At 68.0% G+C, this 19,624-nt stretch carries 20 protein-coding genes; 8 read left to right on the top strand and 12 right to left on the bottom strand.

Annotated features, from left to right (window positions below):
- The first annotated feature begins 101 nt into the window (after window positions 1-101).
- The 3 genes from BN4332_RS27095 to BN4332_RS27085 all read left to right on the top strand — a co-directional run bounded on the left by BN4332_RS27095 (window position 102) and on the right by BN4332_RS27085 (window position 2,683).
- Window positions 102-884: a helix-turn-helix transcriptional regulator gene (locus tag BN4332_RS27095; RefSeq protein ID WP_066902518.1), complete on the top strand. Its 783-nt coding sequence runs from the start codon at window positions 102-104 to the stop codon at window positions 882-884.
- A gap of 64 nt (window positions 885-948) precedes the next feature.
- Window positions 949-1,767: a helix-turn-helix domain-containing protein gene (locus BN4332_RS27090; RefSeq protein ID WP_066902516.1), complete on the top strand. Its 819-nt coding sequence runs from the start codon at window positions 949-951 to the stop codon at window positions 1,765-1,767.
- A 52-nt stretch (window positions 1,768-1,819) separates the two neighbouring features.
- Complete coding sequence (locus tag BN4332_RS27085; RefSeq protein WP_066902514.1) at window positions 1,820-2,683, top strand: SDR family oxidoreductase; 864 nt, start codon at window positions 1,820-1,822, stop codon at window positions 2,681-2,683.
- Here BN4332_RS27085 and BN4332_RS27080 read toward each other — a convergent pair.
- The 6 genes from BN4332_RS27080 to BN4332_RS27055 are packed head-to-tail and all read right to left on the bottom strand — an operon-like array spanning window position 2,680 to window position 6,820.
- Window positions 2,680-3,093: a hypothetical protein gene (locus BN4332_RS27080; RefSeq protein WP_066902512.1), complete on the bottom strand. Its 414-nt coding sequence runs from the start codon at window positions 3,091-3,093 to the stop codon at window positions 2,680-2,682. The two genes, BN4332_RS27085 and BN4332_RS27080, sit on opposite strands and share 4 nt — an antisense overlap.
- A 3-nt stretch (window positions 3,094-3,096) precedes the next feature.
- Window positions 3,097-4,311 carry an O-succinylhomoserine sulfhydrylase gene (locus tag BN4332_RS27075; RefSeq protein WP_066902510.1) on the bottom strand — a complete coding sequence of 405 codons (1,215 nt, stop codon included), beginning with the start codon at window positions 4,309-4,311 and terminating at the stop codon, window positions 3,097-3,099.
- Window positions 4,312-4,331: 20 nt separating this feature from the next.
- Window positions 4,332-4,745 (bottom strand): rhodanese-like domain-containing protein, encoded by a 414-nt coding sequence (locus tag BN4332_RS27070; RefSeq protein WP_066902508.1) that lies wholly within the window; start codon window positions 4,743-4,745, stop codon window positions 4,332-4,334.
- Window positions 4,742-5,203: an Rv0361 family membrane protein gene (locus BN4332_RS27065; RefSeq protein WP_066902506.1), complete on the bottom strand. Its 462-nt coding sequence runs from the start codon at window positions 5,201-5,203 to the stop codon at window positions 4,742-4,744. Before BN4332_RS27065 ends, BN4332_RS27070 begins: the two co-directional genes overlap by 4 nt.
- A gap of 6 nt (window positions 5,204-5,209) precedes the next feature.
- Window positions 5,210-6,493 (bottom strand): formate-dependent phosphoribosylglycinamide formyltransferase, encoded by a 1,284-nt coding sequence (purT, locus tag BN4332_RS27060; protein ID WP_084459428.1) that lies wholly within the window; start codon window positions 6,491-6,493, stop codon window positions 5,210-5,212.
- 24 nt (window positions 6,494-6,517) lie between these two features.
- Complete coding sequence (locus BN4332_RS27055) at window positions 6,518-6,820, bottom strand: UBP-type zinc finger domain-containing protein (RefSeq protein WP_074133202.1); 303 nt, start codon at window positions 6,818-6,820, stop codon at window positions 6,518-6,520.
- A 43-nt stretch (window positions 6,821-6,863) separates the two neighbouring features.
- Between BN4332_RS27055 and BN4332_RS34700 the strand changes: the two genes are divergently transcribed.
- Genes BN4332_RS34700 through BN4332_RS27040 form a run of 3 tightly spaced genes read left to right on the top strand, consistent with a single transcriptional unit; the run spans window position 6,864 to window position 11,207 of the window.
- Window positions 6,864-9,776 carry an MMPL family transporter gene (locus BN4332_RS34700; protein ID WP_084459427.1) on the top strand — a complete coding sequence of 971 codons (2,913 nt, stop codon included), beginning with the start codon at window positions 6,864-6,866 and terminating at the stop codon, window positions 9,774-9,776.
- A gap of 25 nt (window positions 9,777-9,801) precedes the next feature.
- A complete protein-coding gene (locus BN4332_RS27045; RefSeq protein WP_066902501.1) occupies window positions 9,802-11,007 on the top strand; it encodes a cytochrome P450 in 1,206 nt (401 codons plus the stop codon).
- A 5-nt stretch (window positions 11,008-11,012) separates the two neighbouring features.
- A complete protein-coding gene (locus BN4332_RS27040; protein ID WP_066902579.1) occupies window positions 11,013-11,207 on the top strand; it encodes a ferredoxin in 195 nt (64 codons plus the stop codon).
- Here BN4332_RS27040 and BN4332_RS27035 read toward each other — a convergent pair.
- The 5 genes from BN4332_RS27035 to BN4332_RS27015 are packed head-to-tail and all read right to left on the bottom strand — an operon-like array spanning window position 11,194 to window position 17,251.
- Window positions 11,194-11,652 (bottom strand): nitroreductase family deazaflavin-dependent oxidoreductase, encoded by a 459-nt coding sequence (locus tag BN4332_RS27035; protein ID WP_084459429.1) that lies wholly within the window; start codon window positions 11,650-11,652, stop codon window positions 11,194-11,196. The two genes, BN4332_RS27040 and BN4332_RS27035, sit on opposite strands and share 14 nt — an antisense overlap.
- A 51-nt stretch (window positions 11,653-11,703) precedes the next feature.
- On the bottom strand, window positions 11,704-13,212 hold the full coding sequence (locus tag BN4332_RS27030; RefSeq protein WP_066902497.1) for an HNH endonuclease signature motif containing protein: 1,509 nt from the start codon (window positions 13,210-13,212) through the stop codon (window positions 11,704-11,706).
- A 45-nt stretch (window positions 13,213-13,257) separates the two neighbouring features.
- Window positions 13,258-15,183, bottom strand: coding sequence for an acetoacetate--CoA ligase (locus BN4332_RS27025; RefSeq protein ID WP_066902577.1), 1,926 nt, complete (start codon window positions 15,181-15,183; stop codon window positions 13,258-13,260).
- Window positions 15,180-15,926, bottom strand: a complete 747-nt coding sequence (locus BN4332_RS27020; protein ID WP_066902495.1) for a 3-hydroxybutyrate dehydrogenase — start codon at window positions 15,924-15,926, stop codon at window positions 15,180-15,182. The genes BN4332_RS27025 and BN4332_RS27020 overlap by 4 nt, the downstream gene beginning before the upstream one ends.
- Complete coding sequence (locus BN4332_RS27015; RefSeq protein WP_066902493.1) at window positions 15,923-17,251, bottom strand: MFS transporter; 1,329 nt, start codon at window positions 17,249-17,251, stop codon at window positions 15,923-15,925. Before BN4332_RS27015 ends, BN4332_RS27020 begins: the two co-directional genes overlap by 4 nt.
- Window positions 17,252-17,368: 117 nt before the next feature.
- Between BN4332_RS27015 and BN4332_RS27010 the strand changes: the two genes are divergently transcribed.
- Both BN4332_RS27010 and BN4332_RS27005 read left to right on the top strand, forming a co-directional pair.
- Window positions 17,369-18,280 carry a LysR family transcriptional regulator gene (locus BN4332_RS27010; protein WP_096866998.1) on the top strand — a complete coding sequence of 304 codons (912 nt, stop codon included), beginning with the start codon at window positions 17,369-17,371 and terminating at the stop codon, window positions 18,278-18,280.
- Window positions 18,281-18,295: 15 nt separating this feature from the next.
- Window positions 18,296-19,066: an alpha/beta fold hydrolase gene (locus BN4332_RS27005; RefSeq protein WP_066902489.1), complete on the top strand. Its 771-nt coding sequence runs from the start codon at window positions 18,296-18,298 to the stop codon at window positions 19,064-19,066.
- Here BN4332_RS27005 and BN4332_RS27000 read toward each other — a convergent pair.
- Window positions 19,063-19,623, bottom strand: a complete 561-nt coding sequence (locus BN4332_RS27000) for a TetR/AcrR family transcriptional regulator (protein WP_066902487.1) — start codon at window positions 19,621-19,623, stop codon at window positions 19,063-19,065. The two genes, BN4332_RS27005 and BN4332_RS27000, sit on opposite strands and share 4 nt — an antisense overlap.
- Window position 19,624 lies beyond the last annotated feature (1 nt).

Genomic DNA, 19,624 nt, shown 5'->3' with positions numbered 1-19,624 from the left:
GGATTTGCCCGAGTTCAACGCGAGACGACGTCCGGCACGGACGAGACACGGCCACCTCCGGGTGAGGTGATGTGTACGCAAGAACGCGCAGGAGTTCCGCCATGGGCCAGCTTGCCGGCCGCGGTGACCCGGTTCGCCCGCATCCGTCTGCGGGGCAACGGAACTGGCTCATCGCCACGATCAGCGCACAGCCGCATCGCGATGACCTCTGGTTGATCCCCGCCGATCAGCGCTTCGCCGCCCACCGGTCCATCGGCACCATCGCCGAAGTCGCGCTCCCCACCCGCGTCGTCGACGGCACTGCCGGTCAGCCGTTGACCGGGCCCCGGCACGCGCTCACCCGCGAACTCGCCAGGTCGATCCGGCAACTGACCGGTCGCACGGACATCACCGAACGGCAGCTGGCCGAATCCCTCACCACTGCCCTGCGCCTGCACCTCATCGAGGCTTTCACCGCGGGATCGGGCGCGGTGGACGATGCCTTCGGCGACGCCGCGAAGCAGCGGCTGCTGGAGTACATCGACCGTGGCGCCGATGTCGACACCAGCCAGCCCGCGCTCGCCCGCCATCTGGGGATGCCGGTTCGTGCATTTGCCCGCGCGTTCGCCGCGGCCTATCGGACCACCCCGCATCAGTTCGTCATCGACCGGCGGATCGCCCGCGCGAAATCGTTGCTGCGCACCACAGCCGAGTCGGTCACCGATATCGGCCTCAGCGTCGGCTTCTCCACCCCGAGCCACTTCAGCACCGTGTTCAAGAACCGAATCGGGGTCACCCCGACCCAATATCGGGAAAATCCCGATCGCCCCACCCTGCACGCAGGGAGGTCAGCGGGGCGATCGGGAGACGCGTCCTTACCGCCTATTCGAAGGACACTGCCATGACTCTAGGAATCACCGGCGTCGGCCGCTTCCGAATTTGCTGCGGACTTGCGGGAAAGCCGTACCCATGACTCAGGCGAGTGAACGCACTTACCTGTCCCGGAAGATCCTGCCGTTCGACGGGATGCAGTTCGCCTTCGTGACCGAGTCCATCGAAACCCCGACCGACTGGACGTTCAGCGATCCCGAGCACATCTTCGTGGTCCACCGGTCCGGCGACCTCGCGACGATGGAGGTCGAGTTCGAACGCGGCCCGTCGGGACCGGCCATCCCCCGCATCGGCGATCTCTGGATCATCCCGGCCGGGCAGCAGTATGCCGCCCTGGCTCAGGGCCGCGCGGTGGAGTTCTGCGAAATACGCGTCCCGACGCATCTTTTCGGTGACCGCGACATCGCTCCGACCGTGCAGCATCACGATCCGCTCCTGCTGCACCTCGTCAGCCGTATGCAGGACGTGGCCGGACGGAGAGACGTGCTCGCCCGGTTGCTCTGCGAATCGCTGGCCGACGCGTTCCGACGGCGGATCGCTGCCGGCTTCCTGCAACGGCACGGCCGCGATCGGGTCTGGGATCAGTCGTCGCAGGCCAAGGTGGTCGAGTATCTGGAAGACAACCTGGACTCCGACATCTCGTTGTCCGGGCTCGCCGCCCACATGGGGCTCACCAGAGATCAACTCGCCAGGACGTTCCGCGCCACGTTCCACACCTCACCGCACCAATACCTGCTCGACCGTCGCATCCACCGGGCGAAACAGCTGCTGGTCCACACCGCCAGATCAATCGCGGAGATCAGCCGGGACGCCGGCTTCTCGACGCCGAGCCACTTCGCCACCACGTTCCGCGCCCGCACCGGCGCGACACCCAGCCAGTACCGGAAGAACGGCTGACGCTGCGCCGACCCCTTCCGCCCCAAACTTGACACGTGTAAAGTTCGCCGCCATGGACAACATCAGGGGCAAGACCATCGCGATCACCGGAGCCGCCCGCGGCATCGGCTACGCCACCGCCAAGGCCCTGCTGGCCCGTGGTGCCCGCGTCGTGATCGGTGACCGTGACGTGGCCCTTCAGGAATCGGCCGTCGTCGAACTGACCAAGCTCGGTCCGGTCTCGGGCTACCCGCTCGACGTGACAGACCGGGAGTCCTTCGCGACGTTCCTCGACAAGGCCCGCACCGACGGCGGCGGCCACATCGACGTGCTGATCAACAACGCCGGCGTGATGCCCGTCGGTCCGTTCCTGGAACAGAGCGAGCAGTCGATCCGGTCGAACATCGAGGTCAACGTGTACGGCGTGCTCACCGGCTGCCAGCTGGCGCTGCCGGAGATGGTCAAGCGTCGCAGCGGGCACATCATCAACATCGCCTCGCTGTCGGGTCTGATCCCGCTGCCCGGCCAGGTGGTCTACGTCGGCGCCAAGTACGCCGTCGTCGGGCTGTCCACCGCGCTGGCCGACGAGATGGCCCCGCACGGGGTCGACGTCTCCGTGGTCATGCCGCCGTTCACCAACACCGACCTGATCGCGGGCACCAAATCCGGCGGGGCGATCAAGCCGGTGGAGCCCGAAGACATTGCAGCGGCCATCGTCAAGACCCTCAACAAGCCCAAGACGCATGTGTCGGTGCCGCCGCCGCTGCGCTTCACCGCGCAGGCCGCGCAGATGCTGCCGCCCAAGGGCCGGCGCTGGATGAACAAGAAGCTGGGCCTCGACGACGTGTTCCTGGAGTTCGACGCCGCCAAGCGCAAGAGCTACGAGGACCGCGCCCAGTCCGCCCAGGGCGTGATCGACTCCGACGGGACGACTTAGCCGAACTCGGGCAACGGCGCCCCGGCCCGGTAGCCCTCGACGACGTCGAGGGCACCGGCGAACAGTTCCTCGTGGGTGAACTCGTAGCGCTCGACGCTGCCGACGAACACCACGCGCACGATCTCGCCGTCCTCGGCCGCATCCAGCCACAGCGAGGTCACCGGCAGACCGTCCGCCACGGGCGCGCCGGACGGCTCGAAGAACCACACCGCGTAGTCGTCGTTGGATTGCTCCTCGTCAAAAGTCCAGCCGCGCTCGGTGATTCGCTCATCGAATTCGGCCAGATCGGCGACCACGGCATCGGGGATGTCGGCCAGCTGCTCGACCATCTCCTGCGGCACCCAGCGCGCATCACGAGCGGCCTGCCGCTTCTTGCGGCGGGCCTTCTTGGCTGCGCTGTCCCGGGACACGGCCTAGCTCAGCGCCTGATCCAGATCGGCGATCAGATCCTCGGTGCCCTCAAGGCCGATCGAGATGCGCACCACGCCGTCGCCCAGCCCGATCGCGGCCCTGCCCTCCGGGCCCATGGCACGGTGGGTGGTGGTGGCCGGGTGGGTGATCAGCGTCTTGGCATCGCCGAGGTTGTTCGAGATGTCGACGACGCGCAGCTTGTCGAGCACCTCGAAGGCACGGGCCTTGCCGTCGTCGGCGTCCAGTTCGAAGGTGATGACGGTGCCGCCGCCGCGCATCTGCCGTTGGGCCAGCTCGTACTGGGGATGCGACTTCAGGAACGGGTACTTCACCCAGCGCACCGCAGAGTGATCTTCGAGGAACTCGGCAATCCGCTGAGCCGAGCGGTTCGCGTAGTCCACCCGAACGGCAAGTGTCTCAAGGCCTTTCAGCAGAGTCCAGGCGTTGAACGCGCTGATCGCCGGGCCGGTGTGGCGCATGAGCTTCTGCACCGGGCCGTCGATGTACTCCTGGTCGCCCAGGATCGCCCCGCCGAGCACCCGGCCCTGCCCGTCGATGTGCTTGGTGCCCGAGTAGACCACCACATCCGCCCCGAGCGGAATGCCCTGCTGCAGCAACGGAGTGGCAAAGACGTTGTCCAGCACCACCTTCGCGCCGGCGGCATGCGCCAGCTCGGACACCGCGGCGATGTCCACCAGGGATTGCATCGGGTTGGACGGGGTCTCGAAGAACACCGCCTGGGTGGGCACCGACAGCGCCTCCTCCCATTGGGAGAGGTCGTCGCCGTCGACGAACACCGTCTCCACGCCCCAGCGCGGCAGGATCTCGTTGCACACCACGAAGCACGAGCCGAACAGGCTGCGCGCGGCAACCAGCCGGTCACCGGCGCCCAGCAGCGCACCCAGTGCGGTGAACACCGCGGCCATGCCGGTGGCGGTGGCGAAACACGCAGGCGCACCCTCGATGAGCCGCAGCCGCTCCTCGAACATCGAGATGGTCGGATTGCCGTAGCGGGAGTACACGAACCGGTCGATCTCGCCGGTGAACGCCTTCTCCGCGGCCGACGCGGATTCGTAGACGTACCCGGAAGTCAGGTACATCGCCTCGGCGGTCTCCTCGAACTCCGACCGCAGCAGACCGCCGCGCACGCCGATGGTGGCCTGGCTGACGCCCTCGGGCAAGGCAGCCGGGATCCGGACAGATGGGATATCGGACATCGAACCCTCAGCTCCGCTGCTCAACTCTGTGTCCAAGGCAGACCGACGGCCTTCCAGCCGGTACCGCCGCGATGGCGGTTCTCGTCGAGATTGCCCTCGAACCCGTCGAGCACGTTGTACGACGGCGCGATCCCGGCCGCGGTGGCGGCCTCGGCGGCACCGATCGAACGGTTACCGGAACGACACAGGAAGACCACCGGCCGCTCGCCCGGCGTCACACCCGACGCCTGGAGATCGTCGACGAACGAGTCGTTGTGACTGCCGTCGGTCCGGTTCCACTCGACGTAGATCACGTCACGCTCAAGGGTGGACAGATCGGGTACACCGACGAAGCGCCATTCGGCGTCGGTACGACAGTCCACCAGCACGGCCTCGGAATTCTCACTCAGCAGTTTCCAGGCCTCCTCAGGCGTGATGTCTCCTGCATAGCTCACGGGCGTGAGTCTCCCATACTCGAACAGACGCGCCATGCGCCGTCCTCACGCACGAAGGCGGTCTCGGTGTTCACCTTGGTGTCGGGCGTCTTGTCGAAGTGGTAGACCACGGTCGCGGTGGCCCGGTCCCCCTCGATGCGCACGGCCGTCACGTCGTCCACGTACCGGGCGCCCCTGGTGGTCAGCGAATCACGCTGGCGGGCAAGGAAATCTGCCTCGGTCCCGCGCTGGGCGGTACAGGTGTAATCGGAGAACTCGCGAAAATTCTCGCGCTGCAGGGCATCGTTCTGGCCGACCGCGGCGCGACCCACCCGCTGCTCCTCGCTGAGCCCGTCGCCACCGAAGGTGTTGAGCAGGACCACAACGATCACGGCGAACACAATGACGGCCAGCGCGCCGAGGAACGGCGCCATCGTGGGCCGGTCGCGCGCCGAGAATTCATCTGTTCCGTCAGCCATCGTGGCTCACCACAGCTTGCGCAGCGCGGTGCCCACCCGGCGCGCACGATCGCGGGCGATGATCACGTCGGGAGCAGTGGCCAGCGCCACCCCGAGCCGCCGCGGCGCCTCGGCTTCGCCCAACCGGCCGAACAACCGGACATCGCTCTCCGAGGTGGCCAGCGCCTCCGCCAGCACCGCCCTCACCTCGGTCGACGGTTCGCCGGCGTCGGCGCCGCCGTAGGTGACCTCGGCCGCCGCCGGGGAGATCATGATGGTGTCGACCGACAGACCCAGGATCGCCCGGGCGTGCATCTCGAACTCCGACAACCGCTGCGACCGCAACGTCACCAGGCCGCTGTCGTGCGGACGGATCCGCACGTCGGAGAAGTACACGTCCTCGCCCTGGACCAGCAGCTCGACCCCGAACACACCGCGCCCGCCCAGCGAGTTGACGATGCGCGCGGAGATCGACTTGGCGGCATCCAGCGCGGCAGGTGACAGCGGCTGAGGCTGCCAGGACTCCAGCACGTCGGTGCCGACCTGACGGTGCCCGATCGGCTCGCAGAACTGCACTCCCGGACCGACCGGCCCGGTGGTCCGCACGGTCAGCATCGTGATCTCGTACTCGACCTCGACCACGGATTCGGCCAGCACCCGGTTGTGCGCGATGTGCCCGGCGGTGGTGGCACGCTGCCAGGCCGGCTCGACGTCCTCAGGACGCAGCAGCACCGACTCGCCGTCGCGCTGCGCTCCCACCACGGGCTTGACCACCAACGGAAACCCGGCGTGCTCGGCCACCGCCTTGAGCTCCTCCGCCGAACCCGCGAACCAGAACGGCACGGTGGGCAGGCCGAGTTCGTCCGACGCCAGCCGGCGCAGACCTTCGCGATCCTGGGAGAGCCGGATGCTGCGCGGCGTCGGCAGCACCTCGATGTCGCCACGCTCGGCCACCGCGATCAACGCGTCGGCGGCGATGACGCCGGACTCGGCGACCACGTACTTCGGTTTCTCACGCTCGATCAGCGCGGCGAGCTCCTCGGCGTCGTTCATCTTGACCACGGCCGATCGGTCGGCGACACCGTGTGCTGGCGCGTAGTACCGGTCGGCGGCCACCACGACACCGCCAAGGCGCTGGAAGGACAGCGCGAGCTCACGGCTCAGCTCGCCCGCCCCGAGCAGCAGCACCGTCGCCGGTGGATTCGGGGCCGGATCGGCGGTCACGTCAGCGACCGCCTCCGTCACCACATCCGATCCGTTGTCGGTTGCCTCGGCCGGAGCCTCCTGCGCGTCCTCAATCGATTCACTCATCGCACACCCCAGCCTGCCAGATCATCACCCAACCCGATGGTCGATATAACACCAACGCCAACTCTCGCCAGGTTCCGCCGAACGCATGACCGGATGGCCGCTCTGCTGAAAGTGCTTGGTGGCATGCTGATGCGGGCTCGAATCACAGCAGCCGACGTGACCGCACGCCAGGCACATCCGCAGGTGCGCCCAGCTGTGCTCTCCGAGTTCTTCGCATTCCTGGCACTCCCCGGGGGTCAACGGCTGCGGCTCGTCGACCGCCGCATCGAGGTGTTCGCAGGTACGAGGCGCCGGATTGTGCTCACGCCGGCGTGATCTCCTCAACATGTTGATCAAGGATAGGCACGGCACACGAAGGAGGAACGACAACGTGGGTGCCTCACTCCTGGCGGCGCTGGTCGCCGCGGTTCTGCTGGCGGCCGTGGCCCGCCGCTTCGACGTCTCGGCTCCGCTGGCGCTGGTGGTGGCCGGACTGGCCGGCAGCGCCCTACCCGGCTTCCACGACGTCCACCTCGATCCCGAGCTGGTGCTCTTCGTGATCCTGCCGCCGCTGCTGTGGTCAGCGGGACTGGAGAGCAGCTACGTGGCGCTGCGCCGCAATATCCGGCCGATCGGGTTGCTCGCGGTCGGGTTGCCGCTGGCCACGACGTTCGTCGTCGGCATCGTCGCGTTCCACACCGTGCCCGAACTCACGATCGCCGCGGCCCTGACCCTGGGCGCGATCGTGGCCCCGCCCGACGCGGTGTCGGCCACCGCGGTCGGCCGCAGGCTCGGCCTGCCCCGGCGCACCATGACGCTGCTGGGCGGGGAAAGCCTGCTCAACGACGCCACCGCGCTGACCGCCTACAAGGTGGCGCTCGGCGCCGCGATCGGCACCGCCGCCACGTGGAGCAGCGGGCTGGGCACGTTCGCCCTGGCCGCGGTCGGCGGCGTGGTGGTGGGCTGGGTGATCGGCATGGTCGTGCACTTCATCCGCACGCGGCTCGACGATCCACTGGTCGAGAGCGCGATCGGCCTGGTGGCCCCGTTCTTCATCTACCTGCTCGCCGAGGAGATCCACGGCTCGGGCGTCATCGCCGTGGTCGTGGCCGCGCTGCTGCTGGGTCAGCGGGACGCCCAGGCCAGCTACGCCACGCGGCTGCAGGACAAGGCCGTGTGGAAGGCATTGCAGCTGATCCTGGAATCGTTCGCGTTCCTGCTGATCGGGCTGCAGCTGCCGAAGGTGATCAGCGAGCTGGCCGGGATCTCGGCGGCCACTCTGGCCATCTCGTCGGCCGCCGTACTCACCACCGTGATCGCGGTCCGGATGGTGTGGGTATATGCCACCACGTATCTGCCCCGGCTGTTGTCCAAGCGGATCCGCCAACATGAACCCGAACCGCCGCGGGCCCAGGTGTTCGTCGTCGCCTGGGCCGGTATGCGCGGGGTGGTGTCGCTCGCCGCGGCGTTCGCCGTGCCTGCCACCACGCTGGCCGGCGATCCGTTCCCNCTCACCATGGCCGACGTCGACGCCACGGCCGACGCCCGCGCCCGGATGACCGCCGAAGCCGGCCCGCCCGTGGTGGTCTCCGACGACAGCAAGGCCGCGGTGGCCACCGTGCCGTTGAAGGCCGACCTGTCCGGCTTCGGCCTCAACGACGCCGTGCGGGATCTGCGCGCCAAGGCCACCGACGGCTTGCCGCCGGAGTTGCGGGCCGAGATCACCGGCGGCCCGGCCTTCGGCGCCGATATCGCGAATTCGTTTGCCGGAGCGAACATCACGCTGCTGGTGGTGACCGCGACGGTGGTGGCGCTGCTGCTCATCATCACCTACCGGTCGCCGGTGCTGTGGCTGGTTCCGCTGCTGGTCATCGCGTTCGCCGACCGCGTCGGATCCGTCGTCGGCACCGCCGTGGCCTCCGGGTTCGGGATGAGCCCGGACGGTTCGACCTCCGGAATCACCAGTGTGCTGGTGTTCGGCGCTGGCACAAACTATGCGTTGCTGTTGATTTCGCGGTATCGAGAGGAACTCGGGCGCACCGAGCGGCACCGCGACGCCCTGGTCACCGCGGTACGGGCCGCCGCTCCCGCGATCGTCGCCAGCAACGCCACCGTGGTGCTGGCGCTGCTGACGCTGTTGCTGGCCTCGGCACCGAGCAACCGCAGCCTCGGAGTCCAAGCGGCGGCGGGTCTGGTGGTGGCCGCGATCTTCGTGCTGGTGGTGTTGCCGCCGCTGCTGGCGCTGTGCGGGAAGCGGCTGTTCTGGCCGTTCATTCCGCAGGTCGGCGCCACGCCGTTGACCGAAAGCGGTGTCTGGCACCGGATCGCGGACTCGGTGGCCCGCCGGCCCGGCCGCGTCGCCGTGGCCTCACTGGCCGGGTTGGCCGTGCTGTGCGGCGCCCTGTTGTCGACGCCGATCGGGCTGACGCAGACCGAACAGTTCCGGGTGCAGGCCGAATCGGTGACCGGCTACCAGACCCTGTCGGCGCACTTCCCGAGCGGCCTGACCGACCCGACCCGCGTCATCGCGTCGGCCGCCAAGGCCGGCTCGGTGCAGCGCGCGATCACCGATACCCCGGGCGTCGTCTCGGCCGTTCCCGCGGGCCAGTCCCCGACCGGCCTCAGCCAGTGGTCGGTGGTGCTCAAGGCCGAACCCGCCTCCGACGAGGCGTTCGAAACCATTGACGCCCTTCGCGATTCGGTCCGTGCCGCCGACACGACCGCGGTGGTGGGCGGCTCCGATGCCCAGGCCAGGGACGCCGCCGCGGCGGCCCAGCGCGACCGGCTGGTGGTGATCCCCGCGATCCTGGCCATCGTGCTGGCCGTGCTGTACCTGCTGCTGCGCTCGGTGCTCGCCCCGCTGGTGCTGGTCGGGGTCACGGTGCTCAGCGCACTGGCCGCGCTCGGGCTCGGCGGTTGGGCCAGCGTGCACCTGTTCGGCTTCCCCGCCCTCGACAACAGCACCCCGCTGTTCGCGTTCCTGTTCCTGGTGGCCCTGGGCGTCGATTACACGATCTTCCTGGTCACCCGGGCCCGCGAGGAGACCCCCGACCACGGCACGCGCCAGGGCATCGTGCGCGCCGTATCGGCCACCGGTGCGGTGATCACCAGCGCGGGTGTGGTGCTGGCCGCCGTGTTCTGCGTGCTCGGTGTGCTGCCGCTGATCGTGTTGACGCAGTTGGGCATCATCGTCGGCCTGGGCATCCTGCTGGACACGTTCGTGGTGCGCACCGTGATCATCCCGGCGCTGTTCACCTTGATCGGTCCCCGGATCTGGCGGCCGGGTTTGCGGGCCGACCCCTAGCGGCGGCACGCGTACCGTCGATGCCATGACCGAGGCACCCGCCCTGCCGCCACTGCACATGCGGCGCAACGCGTTCGATCCCACCCCCGATCTGGGTGAGATCCGCGAGACCGACGGGGTCCGCACGGTGATCAGCGCGCTCGGCAATCCGGTGTACCTGGTCACCCGCCATGAGGACGTCAAGGCGATGTTGGGTGATCACGAACGGTTCTCCAACGTCCGACCGCCGGATTTCGCGCTGCCCGGGGTACCGCAACTGTCCGCCGAGGACCAGGCCAGTGCCCGCGCCGGCAATCTGCTGGGCCTCGATCCACCCGAACATCAGCGGTTGCGGCGCATGCTCACCGCGGAGTTCACCATCCGCCGGATGAAGCGCCTCGAACCACACATCGTCGAGATCGTCGACGCCCACCTGGACGCCATGGCCGCGGCGGGCCCGCCCGCCGACCTGGTGGCCGACTTCGCGTTGCCCATCCCGTCGCTGGTGATCTGCGAACTGCTCGGGGTGCCGTACGACGACCGCGAGGACTTCCAGCATCGCTCGGCACGGCAACTCGACCTGTCGCTGTCCATCGAGGAACGTCTAGGCCTGCAACGCAGCGCCCGTGAGTACATGCTCGGCCTGGTCGAGCGGGCCCGTCGCGAGCCGGGTGAGGACATCCTGGGCATGCTGGTGCGCGAGCACGGCGCCGACCTGACCGACGACGAACTCGTCGGCATCGCCGGGCTGCTGCTGCTCGCCGGGCACGAAACCACGTCGAACATGCTGGGCCTGGGTGTGCTGGCGCTGCTTCGCCACCCCGAACAACTGGCCGCGGTACGCGACGATCCGGATGCCGTCGGCCCGGCCGTCGAGGAACTGCTGCGGTGGCTGTCCATCGTCCAGAACGCGATCCCGCGGTTCACCACCACCGACGTCGAGGTGGCCGGGGTGCGGATCCCCGCGGGCGAGTTGGTTTTCGCCTCACTGCCAGCCGGCAACCGTGATCCCGGTTTCGTCGAATCGCCCGACGTGCTCGACATCAGCCGTGGCGCCCCGGGGCACCTGGCCTTCGGCCACGGCGTGCACCATTGCCTCGGGGCTCCGCTGGCCCGCATGGAGATGCGGATCGCTTTCCCCGCCCTGCTCCGACGCTTCCCGAATCTCGCGCTGGCCGAGCCGTTCGAGGACGTCTCCTACCGGTCTTTCCACTTCATCTACGGGTTGAAATCGCTGGCGGTAACGTGGTGAATGCCATGAAAGTAGAAGCAGATCGGGACGCCTGCATCGCATCGGGCAACTGCGTGATGGTCTCTGACGTCGTTTTCGATCAGGACGACGACGGCGTCGTGGAAGTCCTCGTCGACGAGCTATCGGACGACGAAATCGATCACGCCCGCGAAGCCGTCAAGCTGTGCCCCGCGAGCGCGCTGAAGCTCACCGGGGAGTGACCTCGGGCGTCAGCACCACCACCGCGATCGGTCGCGTCGTCCGCTTCTGATACCCGATGTAGCGGTTCTTGTTGCCCGGCATGTCGTTGACGATTCCCCACAGGCGGGGGTAGTCGGCTGCGTCCGGAAGAACCGGCTTGGCAGTCACTTTCAGCCGCTTGGGACCGACGTTGATCTCGACCTTCGGGTTGGCCTTCAGGTTGTGGTACCAGCCCGGCGCGGTCGGCTCGCCACCCTTGGACGCCACGACCAGGTAGTCATCGCCGTCGCGGGCATAGGCCAACGAGTTGGCCCGCTGCAGACCGGTCTTGGCGCCGACCGTGTGCAGGATCAGGGTCGTCGGGCCACCCGGGATGCGATGCCCGATCCGTCCTTCGGTGACCTTGTAGATCTTGTCGTGCAGCAACAACATCGGTAGCCCGATGTACCTCTCCCACCACGGCATGCTCATGCAGACATCCTGCTCGGCATCGTGAAGTCATGCCAATGCTGCCGTTCAGAAGGGTGGGGGTGGTCCGTATTCTTCGGCGAGCCAGGCTTGGTAGGCGCGTTCATGGGCGAGGTCGTTGTTGAGTTCGGCGCGGAGGCGGCGTTCTTCGGCGATGCGGTCTTGTTGGTCTTGTTCGCGGGTCTGTGTGCGTTTGGGCATCTTGGCGCTGCGGTGGGGGCCGTGTTCGGGTGGGTCGGGAAGGGTGAGGTCCCCGGTCGGGCCGGCGAGGTCGGGAAACAGTGCGGCGCCGTGGGGTTCGGTGGTGTAGGTGTGGCCGGTGGGTGTGGTGATTTCGACGGTGCCGTCGGGGTATTGGCGGTCGGTCCAGCCGGGGCAGAACGTTTTGATCAGGTGGTGGACGCGGCAGTACAGCTTGGTGTTGGACGGATGGGTGGGTCCGTGCGGCCAGGGTGTGGTGTGGTCGATGTCGCAGCGCGCCGCGGGGGCGTTGCAGCCGGGGAATCGGCATGTCAGGTCGCGCCAGCGGATGAATTCCGATAAGGCGACCGAGGGGCGATACCCGGGCTCGGCGGCCGGATCGCTCGGCCCGACAGGCCCAGCCGGTTCGGTCGGCCCAGTCGGTTCGGTCGGCCCGGCAGGTTCGGTGGGCTGGACCTGTCCGTTGGGTACCCGCAGCGGTTTGATCTTGGCGTGGGCAGCCAAATCCCGCACCGTCTCGGCCGGCACAATCCCATACCCCAGCAGATATCCGGGAGCGTTCGAGGTGCCCGCCACGGTGGCCTGCTCGGCGAGCAGGTGAAGCATCGCCGCATCCGCGGCCGCCCGTGTCTGGACGGCGGGGCAGTCGTCGCGTCCGCACCGGCACGACAGGTGGGCTTGCAACCTGGCCAGCGGGCCGATCGCATCCGCGCGCCGCTGTTCACGGGTGCGCGGGTCCTGGTCGCATACCGTGGCGGCCAGGGCATCCAGGCGTTGATCCAATGCCACCGCGTCGGCGGCGTCGACGTTGGCCCAGATGGTGGATTTGCCGGGGCTGCCCGGTTCGATCTGGACGAACCGTTCTTCGGTGAGGTCGGGTGGGACCCGCTGCCCGTTGGGGTCGAGTTTGGCGACCCACTGATCGACCCGATCACGTAACTGCCGTTCGGACAGTCGCATCCAGCGGTGCGCGCGGGCGGCCAGTTCGGCATCCAGCCCGGCCCACACCGCGGGATCGGCGATGCCGGTGCGGGTGATGATCATGCGTATCACCCGGTAGTCGATGTCGCCGACGGCGAACCGGGCCGCCACCTGGGGCAGTTTGTCGCGCAGCACCCGGGCGTGGTGAATCTGGGTGCCGGCGCGGCCCCGGCTGATCCGCATTGCTGCTGAGATCTCGGCGGCCACCTCTTCGAACGGATCGGTGCGCCACAAGATCGAGTCGATCAGTTCGTGTTCGCGCAGTGAGTCCAATGCCCCGATGGCGGCCAACCGGGCGGCGATCGCCACCGATTCCGCGCGGGCGGCCGCACTGATCTGATCGATCAGCTCGGCACCGGAATCGCCTTCGAACATGTGTTCGATACTACCCCGCTCCACTGACGGGCGCAGCGGATTGACCTACCGCTTGATGGCCGCGTACCAGTCCAGCAGGTCGGGGTCGTCCACCGCGCTGCGCTCGACCACCTTGGCCGCGTCGGCGCCCTGGAACAACTTCTTGATCGGGACTTCGAGCTTCTTGCCAGTGCGGGTGTGAGGTATGGCCGGGGCCACGATGATGTCGTCGGGCACGTGCCGCGGGGACACCTCGGTGCGGATGGTCTGAACGATCTTGTCGCGCACGGCATCGGTGAGCTCGACACCCTCGGCCGGCACCACGAACAACGGCATCCAGTAGCCGCCATCGGATTGTTCGGCGCCGATCACCAGCGCTTCGGCGACCTCGGGCAACCGCTCGACGGCCTGGTAGATGTCGGCGCTGCCCATCCGAATGCCGTTGCGGTTCAACGTCGAATCCGACCGGCCGTGCACGACGACGCTGTCGTGATCGGTGATGGTGATCCAGTCGCCATGGCGCCAGACGCCGGGGAACATCTCGAAATAGGCGTCGCGGTAGCGCGATCCGTCGGCGTCGTTCCAGAACCCGATCGGCATCGAGGGCAGCGGCTTGGTGATCACCAGCTCGCCGACCTCACCGCGCACGGGGTTGCCCGACTCGTCCCAGGCATCCACGGCCGCCCCGAGGTATCGGGTCGAAAGCTCACCGGGCCACACCGGGACGGTCGGCGCACCGCCGATGAACGCCGACACCACATCGGTGCCGCCACTGAGGGAGGAGACCTGGACTCGCTCGCCGACGTTGTCGCGCAGCCACAGCGCCGACGACGGCGGCAGCGACGAACCGGTGATGCCCACGGTTTTCAGGGCCGAGAGGTCATGTTCGTCGCGGGGTACCGCGCCGGCTTTGGCGCAGGCCAGCACATAGCCGGGGCTGGTGCCCAACACCGTGGCATGGATGGTGGCGGCGATGCTCCAGAGCGCGTCGGCCGTCGGATAGGTGGGGCTGCCCTCGTAACAGACGATGGTGGCGCCCACCAGGAGCCCGGCGACCTGGAAGTTCCACATCATCCAGCTCGGGCTGGTGTACCAGAAGAACGTGTCGTCCCGGCCGATATCGGACTGCAGGGCAACCGCTTTGAGATGTTCGAGCAGCACGCCGCCGTGGCCGTGCATGATGCCCTTGGGCAGCCCGGTCGTTCCCGAGGAGTACAGAACCCACAGCGGATGATCGAATTCCACCGGCGTTGTGCTCAATTCGGCCCTGCCTGCGGTCGCCGACTCCCAATCCAGCCAGTCATCGCGCGCCGCACCCAATCGCGCCACCAGCACCGAGGCCTTCAGCGTGGGCAGGCCGTCGCGCACCGCGGCGATGTCGGCGCTCTTGTCGTGGGATTTGCCCCCGAACTGGTAACCGTCGGCGGTCACCAGCACTGTCGGCTCCAACTGGCCCAGCCGGTCCAGGGCGGCCTTGGCGGTGTAGTCCTGGCCGCAGGCGCTCCAGGTCGCCCCGATGCTGGCGGTGGCCAGGAACGCGATGATGGCCTCGGGGATATTGGGCAGGTAACCGACCACCCGATCTCCCGGCCGCACGCCGAGCGAATCCAGGGTGTGCGCGAAAGCGGCAGTACGGCGCAGCAATTCGGCCCAGGACAGCTCGGTGACCGCGCCGCCCTCGGCCACACTGAGGATCGCGGGCCGGTCGGTACGGGCCTGACGGGCGATCTGGTCGACGTAGTTGAGCCGGGCGCCCGGGAACCACCGGACGCCGGGCATCTGATCGCCGGAGAGCACCTGCTCCGGCCGCTCGCCGAGGTCGAAGTAGTCCCACAACGCGCCCCAGAACGCCGCCGGGTCATCGACGGACCACTGCCACAGGCTCTGGTAGTCGGGCGCGCTGACACCGGTGCGCGATTCGACGAACCGCGCGAAATCGGTGATCCGGGCCGCCTCGATGCCTTCGGGCGTCGGTTCCCATTGCGTGCTCATCGTGCGCTCCACCCACCATCCATCGTGTACGACGCCCCGGTGACCATCCGGGCGTTCGGTGATGCCAGCCAAGCTACCAACGCGCCCACCTCTTCGGGCTCGACCAATTGCTTTACCGCACTCTCCTTGAGCAACACCTCGGCGAGCACGTCGGCCTCCGGAATGCCATGGATGCGGGCCTGATCGGCGATCTGTTTGGTGACCAGCGGGGTGCGCACGTAGCCGGGGTTGACGCAGTTGCTCGTCACGCCGTGCGGGCCGCCCTCCAGCGCGGTCACCTTGGACAGACCTTCCAGCGCGTGCTTGGCGGTGACGTAGCCGGATTTGAACTCCGAGGCGCGCAGCCCGTGGACCGACGAGATGTTGACGACGCGACCGAACCCCTGCGCATACATGTGCGGCAGGGCCGCGCGGATCAACAGGAACGGCGCCTCGACCATCAACGCCATGAGCATCCTGAACCGCTCGGGCGGAAACTGCTCGATCGGGTGGATGCTCTGCACCCCGGCGTTGTTCACCAGGATGTCGCACTCGAGTTTCAGAGTCTCCAGCGCGGCCACGTCGAGAAGGTCTACCGCCCACGGCTTTCCACCGATCTCGGCGGCCACGGCCTCGGCTCCGGCGGCATCGACGTCGGCAACGGTCACCACGGCCCCGCGGGACGCGAGTGCGCGGGCACATGCCGCACCGATGCCGCTGGCGGCGCCGGTGACCAGGGCGGTGCGGCCGGTCAGTTCGGTCATGCCGTGGCCCGCTGCAGGTCGGCGGCGTCGATGTCGGCCAGGTCCACACCCTTGGTCTCGCGGGCAAAGGCGAGCGCGATCAGGGTCACCAGCGCGGCCAGCGCGAGGTAGATCGCGATCGGCACCGAGGAGCCGTACGTCTTCAACAACCACACCGCGATGATCGGGGCCAGCGATCCGGCCGCGATCGAGGTGACCTGATAGCCAAGGGAGACACCGGAATAGCGCATCCGAGTCGGGAACATCTCGGACATGATCGCGGGCTGGGGCGCGTACATCAGGGCGTGGATCACCAGGCCCAGCGTGATCGCCGCGATCACCGGCAGGTACTTTCCGCTGTCCATCATCGGGTAGGCGAGAAACCCCCAGCAGGCCGCGCCGACGGCACCGACGAAGTACACGGGCCGGCGCCCGTAACGATCCGAGAGCGCCCCGACCACCGGGATCGCCAGGAAATGCACCGCGTGGGCGAACAGCAGCCACCACAGGATGTCGCTGGTGTCGGCCTTCACGTGCTCTTTGAGATAGGTGATCGAGAAGGTGACCACCAGGTAGTACATGATGTTCTCGCCGAAGCGCAGGCCCATCGCGGTGAACACACCGCGCGGATAGCGCTTGAGCACCTCGATCGCGCTGAACGAGCTGGCTTTGATCTGCTCGGCCTCCTGTTGGGCCGCAACGAAAATCGGCGCGTCGGTGACCTTGGTGCGAATGTAGTAGCCGACCAGCACCACCACGGCCGACAGCCAGAACGCCACGCGCCAGCCCCAGGACAGGAACGCCGCGTCGTCGAGCCAGCCATAGAGCACCAGCAACACGATGGTGGCCAGCATGTTGCCCACCGGAACGCCGGCCTGGGGCCAGCTGGCCCAGAATCCGCGCGAACGATTCGGGCTGTGTTCGGCGACGAGCAGAACCGCCCCACCCCACTCACCGCCGACGGCGAAGCCCTGCAGGAAGCGCAGGATGACGAGCAAGATGGGAGCCAGGTAGCCGATCTGCCCGAACGTGGGCAGGCAGCCCATCAGGAATGTGGCCAGGCCGACGAGTATCAGGCTGAACTGCAGCAGCTTCTTGCGGCCGAATTTGTCGCCGTAGTGCCCGAACACGAGGCCGCCGAGCGGGCGGGCCAGAAATCCGATGGCGTAGGTACCGAAGGCCGCCATGATGGCGTCGAGTTCGTTGCCGCCCTGCGGGAAGAACAGTTTGTTGAACACCAGGGTGGCGGCGGTCCCGTAGAGGAAGAACTCGTACCACTCGACCACCGTGCCTGCCATCGAGGCGGCGACGACGCGGCGCAGGCCGGTCGCGTTGGGCGTGCTCATCCGCGGCTCTCCTTCTGGGCTTGTTATGACCTGGACCACAATCCCACGTGAGTATTCATGCACGTTGCACCCGAGGCAATGGGTAAATCCGCACGATCAGTCTGCAAAAATGCACAAATGGACGGCGTGCAACGACCCGGACGACCCAGCGCGGACGATCTGCTCGTGCTGTTGGCGGTCGGCCGGTCCGGCCGCTACACCGCCGCGGCGAACGAACTCGGCATCAACCACACCACGATCTCGCGGCGTATCGCCGCGCTCGAGCAGGCGATCGGCGGGCGGGTGCTGACCAGGGCCGGCGGCGGCTGGGAGCTGACCGATCTGGGGCGCGAGGCACTCGCCGCCGCCGAGGCCGTCGAGTCGGCAGTGTCGGCCTTGGGGACCACCGGCCCCCGGCAACTCGCGGGCGTGGTCCGGATCTCGGCCACCGACGGCTTCAGCGCATACATCGCCGCACCCGCGGCCGCCCAGGTGCAGCGTCGTCACCCCCGCCTGACGGTCGAGATCGTGACCGCCACCCGGCGCGCCTCCCAACAACGTTCGAGCCTTGACCTGGAGATCGTGGTCGGCACACCGCAGGTGCGACGGGCCGAGGCGATCCGGCTGGGTGACTACTGCCTTGGGCTGTACGGGGCGCGGGAGTACCTCGCCGAGCACGGCACCCCGGCCGATGTCGCGGATCTGGCCCGGTTCCCCCTGGTCTACTTCATCGACTCGATGCTGCAGGTCGACGACCTCGACATGGCCACCAGTTTTGCGCCGGCCATGCGCGAATCGGTGACCTCGACCAACGTGTTCGTCCACGTCGAGGCGACGCGGGCCGCGGCCGGCCTGGGTCTGCTGCCCTGTTTCATGGCCGACCGGCACGACGATCTGGTGCGGGTCCTTCCCGCGGAGCTGACGGTCCGGTTGAGCTATTGGCTGGTGGCCAGGGCCGAGACGCTGCGCCGGCCGGTGGTGGCCGCGGTGGTCGAGGCGATCCACGATCGGATGGCTGACCAATACGAGGTGCTGCTCGGCATGCGCTGATGCACAGTAAGGGGTATGCCATTCATCGAGCACGATCGCGGGCGGGCCTACTACCGGCACTGGGCCACACCGGATCCCCGCGCGGCCGTCATCTTCCTGCACGGGTTCGGTGAACACACCGGCGTCTACCACCGCTACGGTTTCGCCCTCAACGCCGCGGGCATCGATCTGTGGGCGGTCGACCAGTTCGGCCATGGGCTGACTCCGGGCACCCGCGGCGACTTCGGCACGCTCGAGGACAGCTCGGCGCTGGCCGAGTCGCTCACCGCGCTCGCCGAGCGCACGTCCCCCGACGTACCACTGGTGGCGCAAGGACATTCGTTCGGTTCGGTGGTGACCCTGTTCCGGCTGCTGGCGGACCCCGACCGATACCGGGCCGGCGTCATCTCGGGTGCTCCACTGGTACCCATACCCGAAATGCTGGACAGGGACACCGAATTGGACCTGGACCCGAGCTGGTTGTCGTCCGACCCGTTCTATCTGGACACGCTGGAGAACGACCCGCTGGCATTCGCGGATGCCGACGGCGCCGCCCTGACGCGTGAGCTCGACCGGGCCTGGGACCGGTTCGGCGCCGAGCTGCCCAAGCTCACGGTGCCGACCTTGGCGCTGCACGGCTCGGCCGACGTGATCGCCCCGGCCGGCGCGGTGAAGGCGTACGCCGAGCAGATAGAACCCTTGCAGTTCAAGGAGTTTCCCGGCGGCAAACACGACGTGCTCAACGAGTCCACGCACCGCGAGGTGGCCGCGGCGATCGTGGCGTTCATCGACGCACAGATCGGTTAACGCCGCGCGTCGTATCCCGCGGTGAACCAGTACACCGTCCGGTCGAGGCTGGGCAGGATCTCGGTGATCTCGATCTCGCCGGCGGTGAACCGGCCGACCAGTCCGAACACCAGGCTGGTCACGATCGTGTCGAGGTCGTGCACGAAGTCCTCGTCGACCCCGGCCAGGATGGACAGGCCCGCGGGCACCACGGCGTCGAGTCCGCGGCGCACCAGACGGTCTCCGCCCGGCGCCGCCCTGACCCGGGAGTACGCCCTGAGCATGTCGGGGTGCTTCTCCCATGGCTCGAAGATGGTGCGGAACATCCGCATCAGCGCCTCGTACAGCGACTCCTCAGGCTCGCGCACCTGCCCGGCCACTCCCGAATACCGGTTCTCCGCCATCCATGAGTCGAGCGCGGCGAGGATCAGCTCGTCGCGCGTCGAGTAGCGCTTGTAGATCGTGGCCAGCGACGTCTTGGCCCGGCGCGCCACCTCACGCAGCTGCACGGCGTCATAGCCGTCGGTCTCGATGAGGTCCACGACGATGTCGAGGATCCGATCACGATCTTCTGCCACG

This window comes from Mycolicibacterium houstonense, from assembly GCF_900078665.2.
Lineage (GTDB): Bacteria > Actinomycetota > Actinomycetes > Mycobacteriales > Mycobacteriaceae > Mycobacterium > Mycobacterium houstonense.
The sequence above is the reverse complement of the archived record's forward strand: the minus strand, read 5'-3'. Positions and strand labels throughout refer to the sequence as shown.